The organism is Streptomyces sp. MGP-P1 (assembly GCF_057766565.1).
Genome location: NZ_JBYMEM010000001.1, coordinates 1,330,491 through 1,351,151, shown reverse-complemented (window position 1 = coordinate 1,351,151; position 20,661 = coordinate 1,330,491). Strand labels below are relative to the sequence as shown.

Below are 20,661 nucleotides of genomic sequence, written 5' to 3'. Positions count from 1 at the left end.
GTGGCGGGGCCGTATCGGGGGCGGTGCGGGTCAGGCGGCCGGCTGGAGCAGGTCCCAGCGGTTGCCGTAGAGGTCCTCGAAGACCGCGACCGAGCCGTACGTCTCGTGCCGGGGCTCCTCCAGGAACCGCACCCCGGCCGCCGTCATCCGGGCGTGGTCGGCCGCGAAGTCCTCGGTGTGCAGGAAGAAGCCGACCCGGCCGCCCGTCTGCGCCCCCACCGCCCCTCCCTGCGCCTCGTCCTTCGCACGGGCCAGCAGCAGCCCCGTGCCGGGCGCGGACCCGCGCGGGCGCACCACCACCCAGCGGGTGCCGTCGCCCCGGTCGGTGTCCTCCGCCACCTGGAAGCCGAGCGCGTCGCGGTAGAACGCGAGAGCCTCGTCGTAGTCGCGGACGACCAGGGTGACCAGGGCGATACGGGACATGGCGGGGGAGCCTTCCATCGAGGGGTTATACGTAACACTAACGCCGTCACGGTAACGCCGGGGCCCCCGCCGGCGCACAATGCCCCGCATGGACATCCTGGACGGCACGACCACCGGCGGCCGGGCCGCGCTGACGGACCGGGCCCGCACCCTCGCGGAGACCGGAGGGCGGCGCGTGCTGGGGATCGCGGGCCCGCCCGGAGCCGGGAAGTCCACCCTGGCGGAACGGCTCGTCGCGGCCCTGGACGGACGCGCCGCCCTCGTCCCGATGGACGGCTTCCACCTCGCCGCCGCCGAGCTGGAGCGCCTCGGCCGCGCCGACCGCAAGGGCGCCCCCGACACCTTCGACGCGGCCGGGTACGCGGCCCTGCTGCGGCGGCTGCGCGCACCGGACCCGCTGCACGCGGTCTACGCCCCGGCCTTCGACCGGTCCCTGGAGGAGCCGGTCGCCGGTTCGCTGCCCGTGCCGCCGGACGTCCCGCTCGTCGTCACGGAGGGGAACTACCTGCTGCTCGACGACGGCCCCTGGGCCCCGGTGCGCGCCCTGCTGGACGAGGTGTGGTTCCTGGAGCTCGACCCGGCGGTGCGGGTGCGCCGGCTCGTCGACCGCCATGTCCGCCACGGCAGGCCCCGGCGTGGCGCGGAGGAGTGGGTGGCCCGGTCCGACGAGGCGAACGCCCGGCTGGTGGAGCGGGGCCGGGACCGGGCGGACCTGGTCGTGCGCCTCTGACCCGGCGTCGCCGGCGCCCGACACACTCCGGCAAGCCGGTCGCGTACGCGCCGCCGGGCGGGCAGGATGCTGTGTGCCGTGTCGCACCGCCAGGAGGCCCTGATGTCCAGCCCGAGCCCGTCCGCCCAGCAGTCCGCCCCGCCGCCCTTCACCGCCGACGACTACCGGGCCCGGATGGCGCGCGCCGCCGAGTCCGCCGCCGAGGCCGGGCTCGCCGGAGTGATCGTCGCGCCGGGTCCCGACCTCGTCCACCTCACCGGCTACCGCCCCGTGAGCACCGAACGCCTCACCCTCCTCGTGCTGCGGGCCGGCCAGGACCCGGTCCTGGTGGTTCCGACCCTGGAGGCCCCCGACGCGGCCGCCGCCACCGGGGCGCCCGCCCTCACCCTGCGGGACTGGACCGACGGCAAGGACCCGTACGCGGTGACCGCCCCGCTGCTGGACGCCGGGGGCCGCTTCGGCGTCAGCGACAACGCCTGGGCGATGCATCTGCTCGGCCTCCAGCGGGAGCTTCCCGGCACCTCCTACACCGCGCTCACCGAAGCGCTCCCGATGCTCCGCGCGGTGAAGGACGCCGCCGAACTGGAACGGCTCACCGCCGCCGGGGCCGCCGCCGACGCCACGTACGAGGAGATCCTCAAGGTGCGCTTCTCCGGCCGCCGCGAGGTCGACGTGGCCACCGACCTGGCCGCCCTCCTCCGCGAGTTCGGCCACTCCCAGGTCGACTTCACCGTCGTCGGCTCCGGCCCGAACGGCGCCAACCCGCACCACGAGGCGGGGACACGCACCATCGAGCGCGGCGACATGGTCGTCCTCGACTTCGGCGGCCTCAAGCACGGCTACGGCTCCGACACCTCCCGTACGGTCCACGTCGGCGAGCCCACCGCCGAGGAACAGCGCGTCCACGACATCGTCCGTGAGGCCCAGCAGGCGGGCTGCGCCGCCGTCCGGCCCGGTGTCGCCTGCCAGGAGATCGACCGGGCCGCCCGCGCGGTGATCACCGAATTCGGCTACGGCGAACGGTTCATCCACCGCACCGGCCACGGCATCGGCGTCACCACCCACGAGCCGCCCTACATGATCGAGGGCGAGGAGCAGCCGCTGGTGCCCGGCATGTGCTTCTCCGTGGAGCCGGGCATCTACCTCCCGGGCCGCTTCGGCGTCCGGATCGAGGACATCGTGGCCGTCACCGAGGACGGCGGGCGGCGGCTCAACACCACCGCCCGCGAACTGGCCGTCGTCGAGTAGGCGGCCCCGGGCCTCCCCGGCTCAGTCGTCGCGCGGCTCCCGGTCACGGAAGCGGTGCAGGACGTCGTACGGGTAGGGCAGCGGCCGGGCGCTCGCCGCGTCCAGCCGCTCGGCCTGCTCCGCCGTCAGCTCCCAGCCCGCCGCGCCGAGACTGTCGGCCAGCTGCTCCGGCGTCCGGGCCCCGACGATCGGCGCGGTGACGCCGGGCTTGCCGAGCAGCCAGCGCAGCGCGGTCTGCGCCGGGGTGCGGCCCGCCTCCCCGGCCACCGCGACGACCTCCTCCACAACCCGCCAGGTCTCCTCGTTGTCCCGCTCCCGCCAGGCCTCCCGGCCCAGCTCCTCCTGGTAGCGGGCCTCCCGGGTGCCCGGTGCGGCGGCGGTCATCCCGCGCCGGTACTTGCCGGTCAGCCAGCCGCCCTGGAGCGGGCTCCACGGGATGATGCCGACGCCCTCCGCCGCGCTGACGGGGACCAGCTCCCACTCGATCTCGCGCGCCAGCAGGTTGTACAGCGGCTGGAGGGACACGTACCGCTCCCAGCCGTTCCGGTCCGCGAGGTCCTGGGAGCGCTGGAGCTGGGAGGCGGAGACGTTGCTCGCGCCGAGGTAGCGGACCTTGCCCGCCTTCACCAGGGTGTCCAGGGTGGAGAGGGTCTCCTCGACCGGCGTCGTCGCGTCCCACACATGCGTCTGGTACAGGTCGATGTGGTCCGTGCCGAGGCGGCGCAGGCTCGCCTCCACCGCCGACACGATGTGCTTGCGGCTCAGCCCGCCCGCGTTCGGGGACTCGCCCATCGTCCCGAACACCTTGGTGGCGATGACGAGATCGTCGCGTCTGCGGCCCTTCAGCCAGCGGCCGACGATCTCCTCGGAGACGCCCTGGTTGTACACGTCGGCCGTATCGACGAACGTGCCGCCCGCCTCCGTGAACGTGTCGAGGATCCGATGCGCGGCCGCCTCGTCGGTGTCCTGGCCGAACGTCATCGTGCCCAGGCACAGTTCGCTGACGCGCAGCCCCGAACGCCCCAGGAATCGCTGCTTCATTGTGTTCCTCTCGTGGTTTCGTGCGCTGTCCCGAACGTTACGAGTTGAAGTGCACGCGAAGACAAGAAACCGACGAGTCATCGATACCGCTCAGTCGTCGGCCAGGACCACGCACGACTCCGGCGGCAGACGCAGGACCCCGTCCGCCCCCGGGACCTCCACCGGCTCCCAGGCCGCCAACACCCGCCCGCCGAACCGCCGGTGACGGCCCGAGCCCAGCGGGATGGCGGCCGGCTCGGCCGCGAGGTTCACCGCGATCCGCAGGTCGCCCCTGCGGTACGCCAGCCAGCGCGCGTCCTCGTCGAACGCCGTCTTCACCGAGGCCAGGTCGGGATCGTGCAGATCCGGCAGCGTACGCCGCAGCGCGATCAGTTCGCGGTACCAGGCGAGCAGCCGCGCGTGCGGTTCGCGCTTCGGCTCGGACCAGTCGAGACAGGACCGGTCCCGGGTCGCCGGGTCCTGGGGGTCGGGGATCTCCTCCTCCGACCAGCCGTGCGCCCCGAACTCCCGCCGCCTGCCGTTGCGTACGGCCTCGGCCAAATCCGGATCCGTGTGGTCGGTGAAGAACTGCCAGGGGGTCCGCGCCCCCCACTCCTCGCCCATGAAGAGCATCGGCGTGAACGGGCCCGTCAGCACCAGGGCCGCCGCGCAGGCCTGGAGCCCGGAGTTCAGGGAGGTGGCCAGCCGGTCGCCGAGCGCCCGGTTGCCGATCTGGTCGTGCGTCTGCGCGTAGCCCACGAAGCGGTGGGCCGGGGTGCGCGTCACGTCGACCGGACGGCCGTGGACGCGGCCCCGGAAGCTGGAGAAGGTCCCGTCGTGGAAGAACCCGGACGTCACCGTCTTGGCGAGGGCGGCGAGCGGGGCGCGGGCGAAGTCGGCGTAGTAGCCCTGGGACTCGCCGGTGAGCGCGGTGTGCAGGGCGTGGTGGAAGTCGTCGTTCCACTGGGCGTGCAGCCCGAGGCCGCCCGCCGTACGCGGGGTCGTGGTGCGCGGGTCGCAGAGGTCGGACTCGGCGATCAGTCCGAGCGGCCTGCCCACCTCGACCGCCAGCGCGTCGACCGCCGCCGACAGCTCCTCCAGGAAGGTCAGCGCCCGGGTGTCGGCCAGCGCGTGCACCGCGTCGAGCCGCAGCCCGTCGAGCCGGTAGTCGCGTAGCCAGCCCAGGGCGCTGCCCAGCAGGAACGCCCGCACCTCGTCGGAGCCCGGCGCGTCCAGGTTGACCGCCGCGCCCCACGGGGTGTGGTGGGTGTCGGTGAAGTACGGGCCGAAGGCGGGCAGATAGTTGCCGGACGGGCCCAGGTGGTTGTGGACGACGTCCAGGACCACCCCGAGCCCCAGCCCGTGCGCCGCGTCCACGAAGCGCTTCAGCCCCTCGGGACCGCCGTACGGCTCGTGCACCGCCCACAGCGAGACGCCCTCGTACCCCCAGCCGTTGACGCCCGGGAACGGGCAGACGGGCATCAGCGACACATGGGTGACGCCCAGCTCCGCCAGATGGCCCAGCCGGGCCGCCGCCGCGTCGAAGGTGCCCTCGGCGGTGTAGGTCCCCACGTGCAACTCGTACAGCACCGCGCGGTTCAGCCGTCGCCCCGCCCATGCCTCGCGCCAGGCGTACGCCTCCTGGTCGACGACCGCGCTCGGGCCGTCGGGCCCGTCCGGCTGACGCCGCGAACGGGGGTCCGGCAGCAGGGGGCCCTCGTCCAGCCGGAACCCGTACCGGACCCCGTCCGAGGCCTCCGCCTCGGCCGTCCACCACCCCTCGCGCTCCGCATCACGCGCCATCGGGCACCGGACGTCCGCCGCCTCCAGCACGACGGAGTCCGCCTCGGGGGCCCACACCTCGAACTGCATCCACCACTCCTCGTCCCTGGGCGGGGCGCGCGGCCGCCCGCGAGCGGGCTCCACGATCCACGCGACAGGCTCTGCTGCCGCCCGTCACCGGCGATTAAGGTCTGGCCCTGATCATTGCCCGGCGAGGCGCCCGCTCATACGGATTGCGCCCAAGCGCTCCTCCGCCCGGTGCCGCGACCTGATCCGCGCGCAGAAGGCACAGAAGCGGAATCCGGCGGTCGAGGGGGCTTACGCGGCTCCCCCGAATGATCAATACTCCCGCCATGGTCGCTTCATGGTGGTCCCGGGCCCGACTGGGGATCTTCGTTCACTGGACACCGGCATCCGTTCCCGGCTGGGCCCCGCCCTACGTCCCCGTCGCCGAACTTCCGGCGGCCGGTCGGCGTGCCCCGCTGGGCTGGACCTCGTACGCGGAGTGGTACGAGAACGCGCTCCGCTTCCCCGGCTCCCCGGTCGCCGCCCACCACCGCGCCACCTACGGGAAGCGCCCCTACACGGAGTTCGGCCGCGACTTCGAGGACGGGCTCGCCGACTGGGACCCGGCCGCCTGGGCCCGCGCGTTCCGTGAAGCGGGGGCGGGATACGCGGTCCTGGTCACCAAGCACCACGACGGGTTCTGCCTCTGGCCCTCGGAGACGGCGAACCCGCACCGCTCCGGGTGGCACACCACCCGGGACGTGGTGGGCGAGTTCGCCGAAGCCGTACGGGCCGAGGGCCTGCGCTTCGGCGTCTACTACTCCGGCGGGCTCGACTGGACCTTCGACGACCGGCCCATCGGCACCGCCGCCGACATGTTCTCCGCCGTCCCGCGCGGGAGCTACCCCGCCTACGCCGACGCCCAGCTGCGGGAGCTGATCCGCCGCTACCGGCCCGACATCCTCTGGAACGACATCGCCTGGCCCGCCTCCGCCGGCGAGATCCGCGCCCTGGTCGACTTCTACCGCTTCACCGTCCCGCACGGCGTCGTCAACGACCGGCTGCTGCCCTACGCCCCGCACTGGCGGGGCCTGAACCTGCCCGGCGCGAAGGCGCTGTACAACTGGTGGGACCGGCGGACGGTGGCGCGGGGCGAGGGCTTCGTCCCGCGCACACCGCCCGTCTTCGACTTCCGCACCCCGGAGTACGCCCGCTACGAGGGCTTCGACCCGTACGAGATCACCCGGGGCGTCGACCACAGCTTCGGCTACAACCGGGCCTCGGGGGCCGACGCCTTCATCGGCCGCGAAGCCCTCACCTCACTGGTCCGCGACACGACGGCCGACGGCGGAAACGTCCTGCTCAACGTGGGGCCGCGCGGCGAGGACGCGACGATCCCCGCCGAGCAGCGCCTCCGCCTGGAGTGGCTGGCCGAGGAGGCCGGGGCCCTCACGCCAGATGGACCCACTCCTGGATGACCGGGTACCCGGCGCGGGCGAACGCGGCGGCCATCGGCACGTTCCCCTGGTCCGTCGCGCCCGCGACGAACGCGGCGCCCTGCTCGACCAGGAAGCGCGTGCACTCCACCAGCAGGTCGTAGCCGTAGCCGTGTCCGCGCGCCTCGGGGACCACCCCGATGAAGCCGACGCACGGCCCCGACGGATTGTGCGCGGGCACCTGGATGCCCGCCACCTCGCCGTCCGGCGTGAAAGCGAGCCGCAACCACTCCCTCGGCGACGGGCACCAGTGGAAGAAGTCCAGCTCCTCCTGGGCCGCCGCCTCCAGACCGCCGGGGCCCTCGATGGCCTTGCGGGCGTGGGCGTCCAGCGTGGCCGAGTGGACCCGGCGCAGCACGTCGAGGACGACCGCGTCGTCCGGCTCGGGGCGGAAGGTGAGCCGCCCGGTCCGCTGCGGCAGCGGGCAGTCGGGGGTCCACCGATAGCGGTAGCGTTCGACCAGCGGCTTCATGCCGGCCGCCGTCGCGGCGGCGACCCGCGCCTCGACGGCGGCCCGCACCGCCGGGTCGTCCCGCCAACCGGCGGGTGCGATCACCTCGTACTCCTTGTCGAACGGGGCGCGGCGCAGGAGTTCGGCGCCCGCCTCCGCCTCCCCGTCCGCGAAGTCGAACCAGTTGAGCACGACGGGCTCGGTGTCATCGGGCCCGCCCCACCAGGCGGCCCTGGCGATCACGGTGTCGTCGCGCAGGGCGACCCAGGACCAGTCGGGGCGGTACTCGCCGCCGTCGGCCGTCGAGGTGTAGGCGTGGCCGAAGGCGGCCCGGCCGACGAGCGGGCTGTCCTCGAACGTGGTGAAGAGTGCGGCGTCGCTCGGGGTGAGCGCGCGGATGACCATATCGGTCATGAAGGTGTCCTCCGGGACGGAATGCCGCGCTCCCGGTCAGACGAGGTCCGACACCGCCCGACGGGCGGGACGGGAGCGCGAGAGTGACGTACTGCGGATGGTGGTGCGGATGTTCCTGCGCACGTGTCCCGCCTCCTTCCACGACCGGTTCCGATGTCGGTGCCGACCGTAGCCGCCCCCGCGCGCGCCGTCCAACGGATTAACGGGCCGGATCGGCGGTGGGGCTCAACGGGGTTTGTCCCAGACCATGTTGAACGCCCGCTCGAAGTTGACGTACCCGAGACGCTCGAAGGACTTCGCCATCGGCACGTTGCCGAGGTCCGTCGCCGCCCGGATCCGGTCCACGCCCTCGGCGGCCAGCACCCGGGTGCCCTCGGCGAGGAGGTCGTCGATGTAGCCGTGCCCGCGCCGGGAGGGCAGCACCCCGACGTAGGCGATGATAGGGTGGTAGTTGTTGCGCGCGGGGACGACGAAGCCGACCGGCTCACCGGTGGGCAGTTCGGCGATCCGCCACCAGTCCATCGGGGTGGAGTACCCCGCCAGTTCCTCGTCGTAGTGTTTCTCGGCCGCCTCGCGCACATCGAGCCCGGACGCCAGGTCCTCCTGCCCGTGGGCGTCGAGGGTGCCCTCCATCACCGGCGCCATCAGCGCGAGCAGGTCCTCCCGGCCGGCGACCGGACGGAACACCAGCCGGCCGGAGTCCTCGGGCACCGGCGTACCGGCCCGCCACTCCAGTCGCAGCCGCTCCACCAGCATCCGGGCCCCGGTCTCCTCCATCACCCGGATCCGCGCCTCGACGACGTCCCGGGCGACGGGGTCCTCGTGCCAGTCGGGCGGCACGAACCGTCCGTACTCGGGCCGCTCCGCACCGGCGGGCAGCACGGCCGCCGTCGCCGTCTCCAGCAGCCGGACGCCGATCGCGACGCGCTCCGGGACCGGCAGCGCGTCGTCCAGGTCGAAGAAGTCCAGCGCCAGCGGCTCGTTGCCCGCCGCGTCGGTCCACCACGCGGCCCTGGCGACGACCCGCTCCCCGTCCAGGGCGACCCACATCCACCCCGGGACGCGGCGCCCGGTGGCGAGATCGTCGGCCAGCTCGTGGTCGAGAACGTAGGAAAGGCCGCAGAACAGGTCGAGCTCATCGGGTCCGGACAGCGGACGGACCGTCAACCGGGGTGGAACAGGGGGCACGGAGTCTCCTCGTGATGGATGAGCGGCAGACCCTAGCAAGGGGCTCCGCCGAGGAGCGGCGCAGGTCAGCGCGGGAGGAAACACGGTCTCGTCTGGACACCCCGGGCCCCTCGGCCCGACAATCGTCCACGTGACGTCCTCCTTCGAGTTCCACACGGGTCCCGCGCGGCTGTCGGACGCCCAGCGCGACCGTGTCCTCGGCGTGCTCAGAGACGGCGCGGCACAGGGCAAGCTGTCGCACGACACCTTCATGCGGCGCATGGAGCTCGCCCTGGTGGCCCGGCGCCCGGAGGAGCTGGCGGCCCTCACCTCCGACCTGCAGGCCGGCAGCGGCTGGTCCCAGGGACTGGTCCGCGCGGTGGGCGGGATCTCCGCCTTCCCCGGGCGGCTGCGCCGCGCCTGGCAGACCGAGCGGCTCCCCCAACTCCTGCTCCCCGCCCCCGGCCCGCGCCCCCTGCTCATCGGCCGCGACCCGGCCAACGGACTGCGGCTCAACCACGAGACCGTCTCCCGGCTGCACGCCGAACTCTCCGCGCGGAACGGCCGTTGGGTGCTGCGCGACCTCGGCTCCACCAACGGCACCTGCGTCAACGGCCAGCGGCTCGTCGGCTCCATCCCGGTGCGGGACGGGGACCAGGTGAGCTTCGGCCGGATGAGCTTCCGCCTCACCGCCCCGGCCCACCGCCCGCCCGAGCTTCCGCCGCCCGCGCCCCGCTCCTCCGCGCATCCGCCCGAGCTTCCGCCGCCCGCGCCCCGCTCCTCTGCGCATCCGCCCGAGCTTCCGCCGCCCGCGCCCCGGCCGTCCGCCCACCCGCCCGAGCCGCCACCGCCCCGCCCCGGTCACCCGCCCGCCTGACCGCCCGGTCAGTGCTGCTGGTGCAGCCCGCGCCCGGCCAGCGTGAGAAACGCCTCGCCGACCGCCTCCGAGAGCGTCGGATGCGGATGGATGTGGTGGGCGACATCGGCGGGCTCGGCGTCCCAGCCGACCACGAGCTGACTCTCCGCGATCATCTCCGAGACGTGCGGGCCGACCAGATGCACGCCCAGCACCCGGCCCGCCCGCTCCGCCACCACCTTCACCAGACCGCCCCTGCCGTGCACCATGCCCTTGGCGACGGCGGTCAGCGGCAGGGTGTTCACCACCACGTCGTGCCCCGCGTCCCGGGCCTGCGCCTCGGTCAGCCCCACCGCGGCCGTCTGCGGTGAGGAGTACGTGACCCGGGGAACGGTGGCGTAGTCGATCGGGGAGGTACGCAGCCCGGCCAGTGTCTCCGCCACCAACAGCCCCTCGGCGAAAGAGGCGTGGGCCAGTCCGGGCGACGGCGGCGGCAGCAGGTCGCCCACCACGTGGATGCCCGGCACCGCCGTCTCCAGCCGCGACCAGTCGGCGGGCGCCACATGGCCCCGCCCGTCCGTGGCCAGCCCCGCCGCCGCGAGCCCCAGCCCCTCCGTCACCGGCTCCCGGCCCACCGCGACCAGCAGCCGCTCGGCCGCCACCGTGACGCTCTCGCCCCGGGAGGTCCGCACGACGGCCCGCACCCCCTCCTCCACCACCCCCCACTCCAGCAGCCGCGCCCCCGCCTCCACCCGGATGCCCCGCTTCCGCAGCCCCCGCAGCAGGTGCCGCGACACCTCCGCGTCCTCCAGCGGAACCAGCCGGTCCGCGGCCTCCACCAGGGTGACCTCGGCCCCCATCGACCGGTGGAACGAGGCGTACTCCACGCCGATCGCCCCGCCCCCGACCACCAGCACGGACCCGGGCAACCCCGGCGCGAACAACGCGTCGTCGCTCGTCACCACCCGCCGCCCGTCCACCCCCGGCCCCGGCAGCATCCGGGGCCGCGACCCGGTCGCCAGCACCACGCCGCGCCGGGCGACGACCTCCCCGAACCCGTCGATCCGGGCCGAGCGCGGGCCTGTCAGCTCGGCGCTGCCACGCACCACCTCGACCCCGGCCCGCGCGAGTTGTGCCTCGACCCCGCGGTGGTTGCGGGCCACGATGTCGTCCCGGGTCGCCACCAGGGCGGGCCAGTCCACCGCGTCGAGCGTCGCCTTCACACCCCACCGCTCCCGGGCCTCGGCGATGCCGTCGACGAGTTCGGCGGCGTGCAGCATCGCCTTGCTCGGGATGCAGCCGCGGTGCAGACAGGTGCCGCCGACCGCGTCCCGCTCGGCGAGCACGACGCTCAGCCCCAGAGCCGCCGCGCGCAACGCCGTCGCATAGCCGCCGGTCCCGCCGCCGATGACCAGTACGTCCGTGGTGGTTCCGCTCCTGTGGATCTTCTCCGCGTTCGTCAGCGTCATGGGTCCCACCCTCTCCCCGGCCCCGGTCATGCGTCCAAGGCACAATGCGTGTGGAGTCGATGCACAACGTTCATGGGACGCGGGGCGTGAAGTCCCGCAGAAGGAGCGGTGGATGAGCCTGCGTCAGATGGAGTACTTCGTCGCGGTGGTCGAGGAGTCCTCCTTCACCCGCGCCGCCGAAAGGCTCCACGTCACCCAGCCCGCCCTCTCCCACCAGATCAAGGCGCTGGAGAGGACCGTCGGGGGCGAGCTGCTGGAACGGCTGCCGCGCGGCGTCCTGCTCACCCCGATGGGCCGGGCCTTCCTGCCGCACGCCGAACGCTCCGTCCGCAGCGCCGCCCAGGCCCGCCGCGCGGCCCGCGCCGCCGCCGGGGCGGAGGGCGGCGAACTGCACATCGCCACCGTGCACTCGGTGGCCGTCGGGATCCTCCCCGACGTCTTCGCCCACTGGCGGCGTGCCCATCCGGGCGTGCGCCTCGTCCTCCACGAGTACGCGACCACCGACGCCCTGGAGGACGAGGTGGAGCGCGGCATCGCCGACCTGGCCGTCGGGCCGCTGCCGGCGCGCTGGACCGGCCCCGTCGTCCCGGTGGGGGAGGAGGAGATCGTCCTCGTCGTCCCGTTCGACGACCCACTGGCCGGGCGTTCCTCGGTCGCCCTCCAGGAGTTCGCCGACCGGTTCTGGGTGCGGTGCGCCATGGAGCCGCTCATCGACGGGCGCCCCTTCCTGGAAGGGGTCTGCGAGGCGGCGGGCTTCGTGCCCCGTACGGCGGTGTGGACCGAGCACACCTCCACAGCCGTCCGGATGACGGCGGCCGGCGTCGGTGTGTCCACGGCCGCCGCCCACCTCGTCCGAAGCGCGATCGGCGAGGACTGCGCGGTGCTCGGCGTCGACCCGCCCTGGCTGCGACCCATGGGCGTCTTCTCTCGGGTGGCGCTGACCGGGGCGGCGGCGGCCTTCACCGAACTGCTCGGCTCCCTGCCCACCGCCGGGATCCGCCCTCTCCGCCCCGCCGCCCTCTCACCCGAACGGCCGTACGCCGACTGCGGTACGCCCCCGGCGGTGGTCCGCTGAGAGGGCGCGCGCCGACCGTCGGCGCACCGACTTCCAGGGGGCGCGGGATGCCGGCCAACCGCCCCGACGCCCTGCCCGCCGCCCGCCGCCCGCACCGGCTCGCGGGCGGACAGCCGGGCCTGCTGGCACCCGGGGCCACCACGGACCCGTACCGGCTGCGCCTCTACCGCCTGCTGCGCACCGACTACCCCCTCGGCTACGACCCGGGCCTCGGCGCCTGGCTGCTGAGCCGGTACGCGGACGTGGCCCTGGCCCTCACCGACCCCCGGTTCACCGGCTACCCGCACGACGGGGCCCCGCGCGGGCGGGCCCCCGTCCCGCTCGGCCTCTGCCGGGGCAGCCTGGTCTGCGTCCCGTCGGCCGTGCCCTACCGCACCGCCGAACCCGCCGTCGCGCGGACCGCGTACGTCCTGGCCCGCCGGATCGCAGGGCGCGACCGGGCGGACCTGGTCGCCGACTTCTGCCGCTGGCTGCCCGCCGGCGCCGCCGCCGCGGCCGGGCTCTCCTACCCGGACCTGGGCACCCGGCCCCGGGCGCCCCCACCGGCGGACCGGCGGCGGACCCGATGACTGCGCCGGACCCACCGCCCTCCGCGAGCACGCCCTCGCCTCGTTCCTCGCCAACATGCTCGACGACCCCGACCTGCTGGCCGCCGCCACGGCAGGCGAAGGGGCCGCCACGCTGCTCGGGCGGGCGTGGGCCGAGACGCTGCGCCGCGACCCACCCGTCCAGATCGTGCTGCGCCGCACCCGTACCGAGGTGGCCGTCAGCGGCGGCACGCTCCCCGCCGACGCACCCGTCGCCTGCCTCATCGGCGCGGCGGGCCGCGACCCCGCCCGGTTCAGCGCGCCCGACCGCTTCGACCCGCTGCGCGCCGACGCCGACCCGCTGCTCATCGGCCCGGCCGGCTGCCCCGCGGCGCTCCTCGGCGCACTGGAGGCCGAACACGGCCTGCGCGCCCTGCTGACGGCGATGCCCGGCATCCGCTGGGCCGACGGCTTCCGCCCGGCGGCGGGCGGCCTCCTCACCCGCGGCCCGCGCACCCTCCTCGTACGCCCGTCCTGACGTTCACGGTCCCCGCCCGTCAGTCCCGCACCCGCCGCCTGACGGTCACGGCCCCCGCCCGTCAGCCCCGCACCCGCCGCCTGACGGTCACGGTCCTCGCCCGTCAGTCCCGCACCCGCCGCTTTGACGTTCACGGTCCCCGCCCGTGAGCCCCGCACCCGCCGCTTTGACGTTCACGGTCCCCGCCCGTGAGCCCCGCACCCGCCGCTTTGACGGTCACGGTCCCCGCCCGTCAGTCCCGCACCCGCCGCTTTGACGGTCACGGTCCCCGCCCGTCAGTCCCGCACCCGCCGCTTGACGTTCACGGCCCCCGCCCGTCAGTCCCGCACCCGCCGCAGCAGCGCCACCGGTCGCTCGGCGAACAGCTCGGCCGCCGCCACCGCGCCGCCCGCGAACTCCCGGCCCGGCGAGGCCGACAGCAGGTCCCGCCAGGGGCCCCCGCCCGGCAGTTCCAGCACCGTGTCCCGCCAGCCCCCGTCCTCGGCCAGCCGCAGCGACAACCGGGTCACCGCCGTGACCACCTCGCCCGACCGGCAGAAGGACACCAGGTGGGGGGCGGCCGGGCCCCGGGCCGTCAGCGGTGCGTACGTCCCCGACTCCCCGAACACCTCCGGCAGTTCCCGCCGCAGCCCCAGCGCCACCGCCGTCAACGCCTGCTTCTCGCCCCCGGCCTCAGGCCGCCCGAACGGCCGCCGGTTGTCCGGGTCGACCAGGGCCAGGTACTCGCACTCCGTGCCCTGGTAGAGATCCGGCACCCCCGGCATCGTCAGCTGCACCAGCGCCGCCCCCAGCACCTGGGCCCGTACCTGCGGGGCGAGCGCGTCCGCGAACGCGGCGACCGACGTCCGGGCCGCACCCGCCCCGGCGCCCGGACCGGCGGCGACGAAATCCGCCACCGCCCGCTCGTACACCGGATCCGGCTCCGTCCAACTGGTGAACAGGCCCGCCTCCCGCACCGCCTTCAGCAACGCCGGCCCCAGCCGCTCGGACAGCTCCTCGGCCGGCAGCTCCGCGCAGCCGTACGCCGACTGCCAGGCCGCCCACGCCAGTTGCGGATCCGGGGCCGCCACGGCGGTCGCCGCCGACAGCTCCGCCACCAGCGCCGCCCACCGCTCCGGGCACTGGGACAGCACCGCGATCCGGGCCCGCACGTCCGCGCTGCGCTTGGTGTCGTGCGTGGTCAGGACCGTTCCGGTGGCGGGCCAGTCGCGCGCGATCCGCGCCGCGAAGGCGTGGAACTCCTCCGGCGACACCGCGGGCCGCCCCGGGTCCCCGCCCACCTCGGTGGCCGAGATCAGCGGGACGTACCGGTAGAACGCCGTGTCCTCCACCGACTTGGCGTGCAGCGCCGACGCGGTCTGCGCGAACCGGGCGCAGAACGCCGCCTGTTCCTCCCCGCCGCCGAGCCGCCCGAGCGCCAGATCCCGTACGACGTCCACGGCCGTCGCCTCCTCCGGAACGGAGAACACCGCCTTCGCGTCCCGTACCGCCTCGTCGGTCAGCGTCTCCTCGGCGAACCGCGTCGGCGGTTCGCCCACCGTGACGTAAGGGCGGTACACCGGGATCCGCACCAGCAGCTCCCGGACCGCCGTCTCCAGCGCCCAGGGCGCGTGGTCGCGCAACACGGGGTCCCGGCCGCAGATCCCGGCCGCGAGCCGGGTCAGCCACGCGGTCTCGGCGGCCAGCTCATGCGTCACCACCCGGTACGCGGCCCGGCGCACCGTCGCCGTCCAGTCGCCGCCCCGGTCGCCCGGCGGGCCCGCGAACTCCCGGTAGCGGACGAGCAGCTCCGCCGCGCCGGACGGGTCGGTGAACAACCCGTCGATCCGGTGCAGCGCGTCGTACCCGGTGGTGCCCGCGACCGCCCACTCCGCGGGAAGCCGCTCGTCGCCGGTGAGGATCTTCTCCACCACCGTCCAGCGGCCCCCGGTGGCCTCGTTCAGCCGCTCCAGATAGGCGGCGGGCGCGGCGAGGCCGTCGGGATGGTCGACGCGCAGCCCGTCGAGCACCCCGTCGCGGAGCAGTTCGAGGACCTTGGCGTGCGTGGCGTCGAAGACCTCCGGGTGTTCGACGCGGACCCCGATCAGCTCGGAGACGGTGAAGAACCGCCGGTAGTTCAGCTCGGTGCGGGCCAGGCGCCACCAGCCGAGCCGGTAGTGCTGGGCGTCCAGCAGCTCCGGCAGGGGAAGGCCCGCCGTCCCGGCGCGCAACGGGAACTCCAGCTCGCCGTAGCGCAGCACCTCCCCGTCCACCGAGAGGCGCTCCAGCTCTCCGCCGAGCGGCCCGGCGAGCACCGGCAGCAGCACCCGGCCCCCGCCGGCCGCCCAGTCGATGTCGAACCAGCGGGCGGACGGGGAGGACGGGCCCTCGCGCAGCACGTCCCACAGCCGCCGGTTGTGCCGCGGCGAGGCCGCCATGTGGTTGGGCACGATGTCCAGGACCAGGCCGAGCCCGTGCTCCCGGGCGGCCGATGCGAGCGAGCGCAGCCCCTCCTCGCCGCCCAGCTCGGCCCGGACCCGGCTGTGGTCGACCACGTCGTAGCCGTGCGGGGAGCCGGGGACCGCCTCCAGGACGGGCGACAGGTGGAGGTGCGAGACGCCGAGCGCGGCGAGGTACGGCACGGCCTTCTCGGCGGCGGCGAACGGGAAGTCGGGCTGGAGCTGAAGCCGGTACGTGGCGGTGGGCGTCATGGACTCCTACGTACCCCGCCCGGGGCGATCCGTGTCACCCCGGGCGCAACACTCACTCCCGCTCCCGGCCCCCGAGGCCTCAGGCGGGCCGCTTCAGCACGGTCAGGCTGCGCCCGATCAGCGTGATCCGTTCGCCCTCGGCGACCTTCGGTCCCGTCCCCGGCTCCACCCCGCCCGGGCGCGCGGTGTCGACGACGACCTGCCACTGCTCCCCGTGGCCGACCGGGACGGCGAACTCCAGCGTCTCGGCGCTCGCGTTGAACATCAGCAGGAACGAGTCGTCGAAGATCTGTTCGCCGCGCGGCCCCGGCTCCGAGATCGCGTGCCCGTTCAGGAACACGGTCATCGCCTTGGCGTGGGCCGCCTGCCAGTCCCGCTGCGTCATCTCCTCGCCCTCGGGGGTGAACCAGGCGATGTCGGAGAGCTCGTCGTGGGTGCCCTCCACCGGCCGTCCGTGGAAGAAGCGGCGGCGCCGGAAGACGGGGTGGTCGCGGCGGAGCCACACCATGGCCCGGGTGAACTCCAGCAGCGTCGAGGCGGGGGCGTCGGCCTTCTCGTCCGGATCGGGCCAGTGCACCCAGGCCAGCTCGTTGTCCTGGCAGTAGGCGTTGTTGTTGCCGTTCTGCGTACGGGCGAACTCGTCGCCGTGGCTCAGCATCGGCACGCCCTGCGAGAGCATCAGCGTGGCGATGAAGTTCCGCATCTGGCGGGCGCGCAGCTCCAGGACCTCCGGGTCGTCGCTCTCGCCCTCCGCGCCGCAGTTCCAGGACCGGTTGTGGCTCTCGCCGTCCCGGTTGTCCTCCCCGTTGGCCTCGTTGCGCTTGTCGTTGTACGAGACGAGGTCGTGCAGGGTGAAGCCGTCGTGGCAGGTGGTGAAGTTGATCGAGGCGAGCGGGCGGCGGCCGTCGTCCTGGTAGAGGTCGGAGGAGCCGGTGAGCCGCCCGGCGAACTCCGCCAGGGTGCGCGGCTCGCCCCGCCACAGATCGCGGACCGTGTCGCGGTACTTGCCGTTCCACTCGGTCCACAGCGGCGGGAAGTTGCCCACCTGGTAGCCGCCCTCACCGACGTCCCACGGCTCGGCGATCAGCTTCACCTGGCTGACCACCGGGTCCTGCTGCACCAGGTCGAAGAACGAGGAGAGCCGGTCCACCTCGTGGAACTGCCGGGCCAGCGTCGCCGCGAGGTCGAAGCGGAAGCCGTCCACGTGCATCTCGGTCACCCAGTACCGCAGCGAGTCCATGATCATCTGGAGAACGTGCGGGGACCGCATGAGCAGGGAGTTCCCGGTGCCCGTGGTGTCCATGTAGTAGCGCTGGTCGTCGGTGAGCCGGTAGTAGGAGGCGTTGTCGAGGCCGCGGAAGGAGAGCGTCGGGCCGAGGTGGTTGCCCTCGGCCGTGTGGTTGTAGACCACGTCGAGGATGACCTCGATGCCCGCCTGGTGCAGCGCCTTCACCGCCTGCTTGAACTCCAGCACCTGCTCGCCGCGGTCGCCCCAGGAGGCGTACGTGTTGTGCGGGGCGAAGAAGCCGATGGTGTTGTAGCCCCAGTAGTTGGCGAGCCCCATGTCCGAAAGTCGGTGGTCCTGCACGAACTGGTGAACAGGCATCAGCTCGATCGCGGTGACGCCCAGTTCCGTCAGATGGGCGATCACCTCCGGGTGCGCGAGCCCCGCGTACGTGCCGCGCAGCTCGGACGGAAGCCCCGGGTGCAGCATCGTCAGGCCCTTCACATGGGCCTCGTAGATCACCGTGCGGTGGTAGTCCGTCCGGGGGCGGCGGTCGTCGCCCCAGTCGAAGTAGGGGTTGACCACCACCGAGCTCATGGTGTGCGGGGCCGAGTCGAGGTCGTTGCGGGCGTCCGGCCTGCCGAACGGATAGCCGTACACCTCCTCGCCCCACTGGATCTTTCCGGCCACCGCGCGGGCGTACGGGTCCAGCAGCAGTTTCGCGGAGTTGCACCGCTGCCCGCGCTGGGGTTCGTAGGGGCCGTGCACCCGGAAGCCGTACCGCTGCCCCGGCATCACCCCGGGCAGATAGGCGTGGCGCACGAAGGCGTCGCTCTCGCGGAGCTCCACCGCCGTCTCCGAACCGTCGTCGTGCAACAGGCACAGTTCGATCCGGTGGGCGGCCTCGGAGAAGACCGCGAAGTTGGTGCCGGCGCCGTCGTACGTGGCGCCGAGGGGGTAAGCGTGTCCCGGCCAGACCTGCATGATGAAGACTCTTCCCACTCCTGATCCGGGTGCGGTGGCTTTCCTCGGCCCGATGCTTCCCGAATACTCCCCGAAAACACGGTGCTCGCCTAGGACGTCGCCCGGTGCGGCCGGGTCCCGTCGCCGGACCCGGGCCGCACCGGTCAACTTCGGACATCCCCGTGCCGCCCCGGACGCGCTTGCGGACCCCGCCACCCGGCGGGCGTCCGGTTCCCGCCCCGGGGCAGGGGCCCGAATCACTATGAATCCGCTCACTCCACCCGATCTCGCCGCAAGGAACAAGCCTTACGCGCAGGGGAGTTGAGAAAGTCGCCTGCGCATCGGGCTGCGTCGGATCGCGGTCCCGGAGTACCCTTCCTTGATCGTTGGGTGGGGGAGTGGAAGGCGGTACGCGGGTGAGCTCGGGAGGGTTCGAGCTGCCCCCAGGTGACGCAGGTCACGAGGGGGAGTCGACCGATGCCCCGCCCGGGGCGGTGTCCCTCGCGCAGCCCATGGAGATCGGCGCCGAGCTGGACTGGGGCTCGGAGGCCTGGAACGAGGTGCGCACCCGGGCCCAGCGGGCCGGACGCGCCTATATCTGGCTGAATCTGGTCGAACAGCGTCTGCGCGCCGTCGTCGCCGCGGTGCTCCGGCCGATCTACGAGCCGGTGCACGGCGAGGAGTGGGTGGTGGCCGCGGCCGGACCGGCCGGGCAGGAGTGGGTGCAGCGCGCCGTCGCCGTACGCGAGGTCTCCCGCCGCAAGGGCTATCTGCTGGACCCGGCCGACGACAACGTCCTCAGCTTCCTGACGTTGCCGCAGCTGCGGGAGCTGATGGTCCAGCACTGGCCCTGTTTCGAGCCGTACTTCGACGACCGGCGGGACGTCGAGCTGGCCCTGGACGAGCTGGAGGTCGCGCGCAACGTCGTCTCCCGCAACCGCGCGCTGAACGAAGCGGTCCTCGCCCAGGCGGAGCGCGCCTCCGCCCGGCTCCTGGACATCCTCGGCAGCGGGGCGGGGGTGCCCTCCGCGGACCGGCTACCGGTGGACGCGGTGGAGGAGCTGGTCGGCGACCGGTACGCGGACGTGGTCTCCGTCCACCCCGACCGGGTCCGGCTCCAGCGCCAGCTGCCCGCCGAGGACCTCTTCGGCGGGGCACGGCGGCTCGACGCCATCGGCATAGGGCTCAACCTGCTCGTCCAGAACTTCTCCGGACGCCGGCTCGTCCGGCTCGCCGAATCGGGCTGCCGGGTCCGGCTGCTGTTCATCAACCCGGCCAGCAGCGCGGTGCGCCGCCGGGAGCGGGAACTCGGCCTCAAGAAGGGCGAGCTGAGCCGTTCGGTGGAGATGAACATCCTGCACATGCGCCGGGTGCGCTCCAAGCTCCGCGACCCGGGCGCGTTCGAGATCCAGGTCTTCGACGAGACCCCCCGCTTCACCGCCTACCTGGTCGACGGCGACGGCCCGGACGCCGTGGGCGTCGTCCAGCCCTACCTGCGGCGGGCCCGGGGCATGGAGGCGCCCGTCCTGGTACTGCGCGGCGGGGGACGGCGGACGGTGGTGCGGGCGGGGCAGGACAGCGAGCACGGCCTGTTCGAGACGTACCGCGAGGAGTTCGAATCGGTCTGGACGGACTCCCGGCCGGTCTCCTGAGCCGGCGGGCCCGCCTTGCTCTCTCCTCACCGGCCCGCCCGGTCCTCCTCACGGGCCCGCCCGGTCCTCTTTCTGACGGGCCGTGCGCCGCGCCCCTCCCCGGGGCGCTGTCAGTGGCCCGTGCGAAGGTGGTCAGCACATGGGGGAGCGCACCACGAAGGAGGTATCGGGATGAGCTGGCACCGGGGAACACTGGTCGGCTTCGACCTGGAGACGACGGGGACCGACGTCGAGAACGACCGCATCGTCACCGCCGCACTGGTCCGGCTGGACGCGGACGGGACGGTCGCCGAGCAGCGGACCTGGCTGCTCGACCCGGGGGTGGCGATACCCGAACAGGCCTCCGCGATCCACGGCATCGGCACCGACCACGCCCGCAGGCACGGGTCGCGGGCCGCCCCGGCGGTCGAGGAGATCGCCCACGCGGTCGCCGAGGTGCTGCGCTCGGGCGTCCCGCTGGTGGTGATGAACGCCCGCTACGACCTGTCGCTGCTGGACCGCGAGTGCCGCAGGCACGGGCTGCCGTCGGTCGACGAGCGGGTCGGCGGAGCGCCCTCGCCCGTCCTCGACCCGCTGGTGATCGACAAGCACGTCGACAAGTACCGCAAGGGCAAGCGGGCCCTCCAAGCACTGTGCGACCACTACGGGGTCACGCTCGACGGAGCCCACGAGGCGAGCGCCGACGCGGTGGCCGCCGTGCGCGTGGTGCGCCGGATGGGGGAGCGGCACCGCCCCGTCGGCACCCTGCCGCCCGCCGAACTGCACGCCCTTCAGATCCGGGCGGCCGCCGAGCAGTCGGCCTCGCTCCAGACCTACCTGCGCCGCTCGGACCCGACGGCCGTGGTCGAGGCGTCGTGGCCGGTGATCCCGCGCAGCCGCTGAGCAGAGGGGCCGCCGAGTCGCGGCGGGCGGGGCGCGGAGAACGGCGT

The 20,661-nt window shown here is 74.0% G+C and carries 16 protein-coding genes and 1 pseudogene; 9 read left to right on the top strand and 8 right to left on the bottom strand.

Annotated features, from left to right (window positions below; translation table 11 throughout):
* Positions 1-30 precede the first annotated feature (30 nt).
* Positions 31-423: a VOC family protein gene (locus AC3CH1_RS06045; RefSeq protein ID WP_488462160.1), complete on the bottom strand. Its 393-nt coding sequence runs from the start codon at positions 421-423 to the stop codon at positions 31-33.
* Positions 424-511: 88 nt separating this feature from the next.
* Here AC3CH1_RS06045 and AC3CH1_RS06040 point away from each other — a divergent pair, with 88 nt between their 5' ends.
* Positions 512-1,153: a nucleoside/nucleotide kinase family protein gene (locus tag AC3CH1_RS06040; RefSeq protein ID WP_488461907.1), complete on the top strand. Its 642-nt coding sequence runs from the start codon at positions 512-514 to the stop codon at positions 1,151-1,153.
* 102 nt (positions 1,154-1,255) lie between these two features.
* Positions 1,256-2,401, top strand: coding sequence for a M24 family metallopeptidase (locus tag AC3CH1_RS06035; protein ID WP_488461906.1), 1,146 nt, complete (start codon positions 1,256-1,258; stop codon positions 2,399-2,401).
* Positions 2,402-2,422: 21 nt separating this feature from the next.
* Here the strand turns inward: AC3CH1_RS06035 and AC3CH1_RS06030 are convergent, their stop codons facing one another.
* Both AC3CH1_RS06030 and treZ read right to left on the bottom strand, forming a co-directional pair.
* On the bottom strand, positions 2,423-3,442 hold the full coding sequence (locus AC3CH1_RS06030; RefSeq protein ID WP_488461905.1) for an aldo/keto reductase: 1,020 nt from the start codon (positions 3,440-3,442) through the stop codon (positions 2,423-2,425).
* Between the two features lie 90 nt (positions 3,443-3,532).
* A complete protein-coding gene (gene treZ, locus AC3CH1_RS06025; protein WP_488461904.1) occupies positions 3,533-5,293 on the bottom strand; it encodes a malto-oligosyltrehalose trehalohydrolase in 1,761 nt (586 codons plus the stop codon).
* A 263-nt stretch (positions 5,294-5,556) separates the two neighbouring features.
* On the opposite strand from treZ, the gene AC3CH1_RS06020 reads away from it, so the two are divergent.
* Positions 5,557-6,687, top strand: coding sequence for an alpha-L-fucosidase (locus AC3CH1_RS06020; protein ID WP_488461903.1), 1,131 nt, complete (start codon positions 5,557-5,559; stop codon positions 6,685-6,687).
* Here AC3CH1_RS06020 and AC3CH1_RS06015 read toward each other — a convergent pair.
* Both AC3CH1_RS06015 and AC3CH1_RS06010 read right to left on the bottom strand, forming a co-directional pair.
* On the bottom strand, positions 6,659-7,570 hold the full coding sequence (locus AC3CH1_RS06015) for a GNAT family N-acetyltransferase (RefSeq protein WP_488461902.1): 912 nt from the start codon (positions 7,568-7,570) through the stop codon (positions 6,659-6,661). The two genes, AC3CH1_RS06020 and AC3CH1_RS06015, sit on opposite strands and share 29 nt — an antisense overlap.
* A 225-nt stretch (positions 7,571-7,795) precedes the next feature.
* A complete protein-coding gene (locus tag AC3CH1_RS06010; protein WP_488461901.1) occupies positions 7,796-8,758 on the bottom strand; it encodes a GNAT family N-acetyltransferase in 963 nt (320 codons plus the stop codon).
* Positions 8,759-8,888: 130 nt separating this feature from the next.
* Here AC3CH1_RS06010 and AC3CH1_RS06005 point away from each other — a divergent pair.
* Positions 8,889-9,449: pseudogene (locus tag AC3CH1_RS06005) on the top strand (DUF1707 and FHA domain-containing protein); the annotation flags it as partial.
* Positions 9,450-9,622: 173 nt separating this feature from the next.
* Here the strand turns inward: AC3CH1_RS06005 and lpdA are convergent.
* Positions 9,623-11,062, bottom strand: coding sequence for a dihydrolipoyl dehydrogenase (gene lpdA / locus AC3CH1_RS06000; protein WP_488461900.1), 1,440 nt, complete (start codon positions 11,060-11,062; stop codon positions 9,623-9,625).
* Positions 11,063-11,174: 112 nt separating this feature from the next.
* Here lpdA and AC3CH1_RS05995 point away from each other — a divergent pair, with 112 nt between their 5' ends.
* Genes AC3CH1_RS05995 through AC3CH1_RS05985 form a run of 3 tightly spaced genes read left to right on the top strand, consistent with a single transcriptional unit; the run spans position 11,175 to position 13,202 of the window.
* Entirely contained in the window at positions 11,175-12,137 is a 963-nt protein-coding gene (locus tag AC3CH1_RS05995) for a LysR family transcriptional regulator (protein WP_488461899.1), read from the top strand.
* Positions 12,138-12,184: 47 nt separating this feature from the next.
* Positions 12,185-12,706 (top strand): hypothetical protein, encoded by a 522-nt coding sequence (locus tag AC3CH1_RS05990; RefSeq protein ID WP_488461898.1) that lies wholly within the window; start codon positions 12,185-12,187, stop codon positions 12,704-12,706.
* A 55-nt stretch (positions 12,707-12,761) separates the two neighbouring features.
* Complete coding sequence (locus tag AC3CH1_RS05985) at positions 12,762-13,202, top strand: cytochrome P450 (RefSeq protein ID WP_488461897.1); 441 nt, start codon at positions 12,762-12,764, stop codon at positions 13,200-13,202.
* Positions 13,203-13,519: 317 nt separating this feature from the next.
* On the opposite strand, the gene treY is transcribed toward AC3CH1_RS05985, so the two are convergent.
* A complete protein-coding gene (gene treY / locus AC3CH1_RS05980; RefSeq protein WP_488461896.1) occupies positions 13,520-15,892 on the bottom strand; it encodes a malto-oligosyltrehalose synthase in 2,373 nt (790 codons plus the stop codon).
* 79 nt (positions 15,893-15,971) lie between these two features.
* Positions 15,972-18,101 (bottom strand): glycogen debranching protein GlgX, encoded by a 2,130-nt coding sequence (glgX, locus tag AC3CH1_RS05975; protein ID WP_488461895.1) that lies wholly within the window; start codon positions 18,099-18,101, stop codon positions 15,972-15,974.
* A gap of 395 nt (positions 18,102-18,496) precedes the next feature.
* Between glgX and AC3CH1_RS05970 the strand changes: the two genes are divergently transcribed.
* Together AC3CH1_RS05970 and AC3CH1_RS05965 are read left to right on the top strand one after the other, a co-directional pair.
* Entirely contained in the window at positions 18,497-19,732 is a 1,236-nt protein-coding gene (locus AC3CH1_RS05970) for a DUF5919 domain-containing protein (RefSeq protein ID WP_032790987.1), read from the top strand.
* 171 nt (positions 19,733-19,903) lie between these two features.
* The gene (locus AC3CH1_RS05965) at positions 19,904-20,614 is read left to right on the top strand and encodes an exonuclease domain-containing protein (protein WP_488461894.1); all 711 of its coding nucleotides are present in this window, start codon (positions 19,904-19,906) and stop codon (positions 20,612-20,614) included.
* Positions 20,615-20,661: the final 47 nt, after the last annotated feature.

Bases quoted from the DNA above. Each gene is read 5' to 3' on its own strand.
- AC3CH1_RS06045 (WP_488462160.1), bottom strand. From the start codon at position 423: ATGTCCCGTATCGCCCTGGTCACCCTGGTCGTCCGCGACTACGACGAG.
- AC3CH1_RS06040 (WP_488461907.1), top strand. From the start codon at position 512: ATGGACATCCTGGACGGCACGACCACCGGCGGCCGGGCCGCGCTGACG.
- AC3CH1_RS06035 (WP_488461906.1), top strand. From the start codon at position 1,256: ATGTCCAGCCCGAGCCCGTCCGCCCAGCAGTCCGCCCCGCCGCCCTTC.
- AC3CH1_RS06030 (WP_488461905.1), bottom strand. From the start codon at position 3,442: ATGAAGCAGCGATTCCTGGGGCGTTCGGGGCTGCGCGTCAGCGAACTG.
- treZ (WP_488461904.1), bottom strand. From the start codon at position 5,293: ATGCAGTTCGAGGTGTGGGCCCCCGAGGCGGACTCCGTCGTGCTGGAG.
- AC3CH1_RS06020 (WP_488461903.1), top strand. From the start codon at position 5,557: ATGGTCGCTTCATGGTGGTCCCGGGCCCGACTGGGGATCTTCGTTCAC.
- AC3CH1_RS06015 (WP_488461902.1), bottom strand. From the start codon at position 7,570: ATGACCGATATGGTCATCCGCGCGCTCACCCCGAGCGACGCCGCACTC.
- lpdA (WP_488461900.1), bottom strand. From the start codon at position 11,062: ATGACGCTGACGAACGCGGAGAAGATCCACAGGAGCGGAACCACCACG.
- AC3CH1_RS05995 (WP_488461899.1), top strand. From the start codon at position 11,175: ATGAGCCTGCGTCAGATGGAGTACTTCGTCGCGGTGGTCGAGGAGTCC.
- AC3CH1_RS05990 (WP_488461898.1), top strand. From the start codon at position 12,185: ATGCCGGCCAACCGCCCCGACGCCCTGCCCGCCGCCCGCCGCCCGCAC.
- AC3CH1_RS05985 (WP_488461897.1), top strand. From the start codon at position 12,762: ATGCTCGACGACCCCGACCTGCTGGCCGCCGCCACGGCAGGCGAAGGG.
- treY (WP_488461896.1), bottom strand. From the start codon at position 15,892: ATGACGCCCACCGCCACGTACCGGCTTCAGCTCCAGCCCGACTTCCCG.
- glgX (WP_488461895.1), bottom strand. From the start codon at position 18,101: ATGCAGGTCTGGCCGGGACACGCTTACCCCCTCGGCGCCACGTACGAC.
- AC3CH1_RS05965 (WP_488461894.1), top strand. From the start codon at position 19,904: ATGAGCTGGCACCGGGGAACACTGGTCGGCTTCGACCTGGAGACGACG.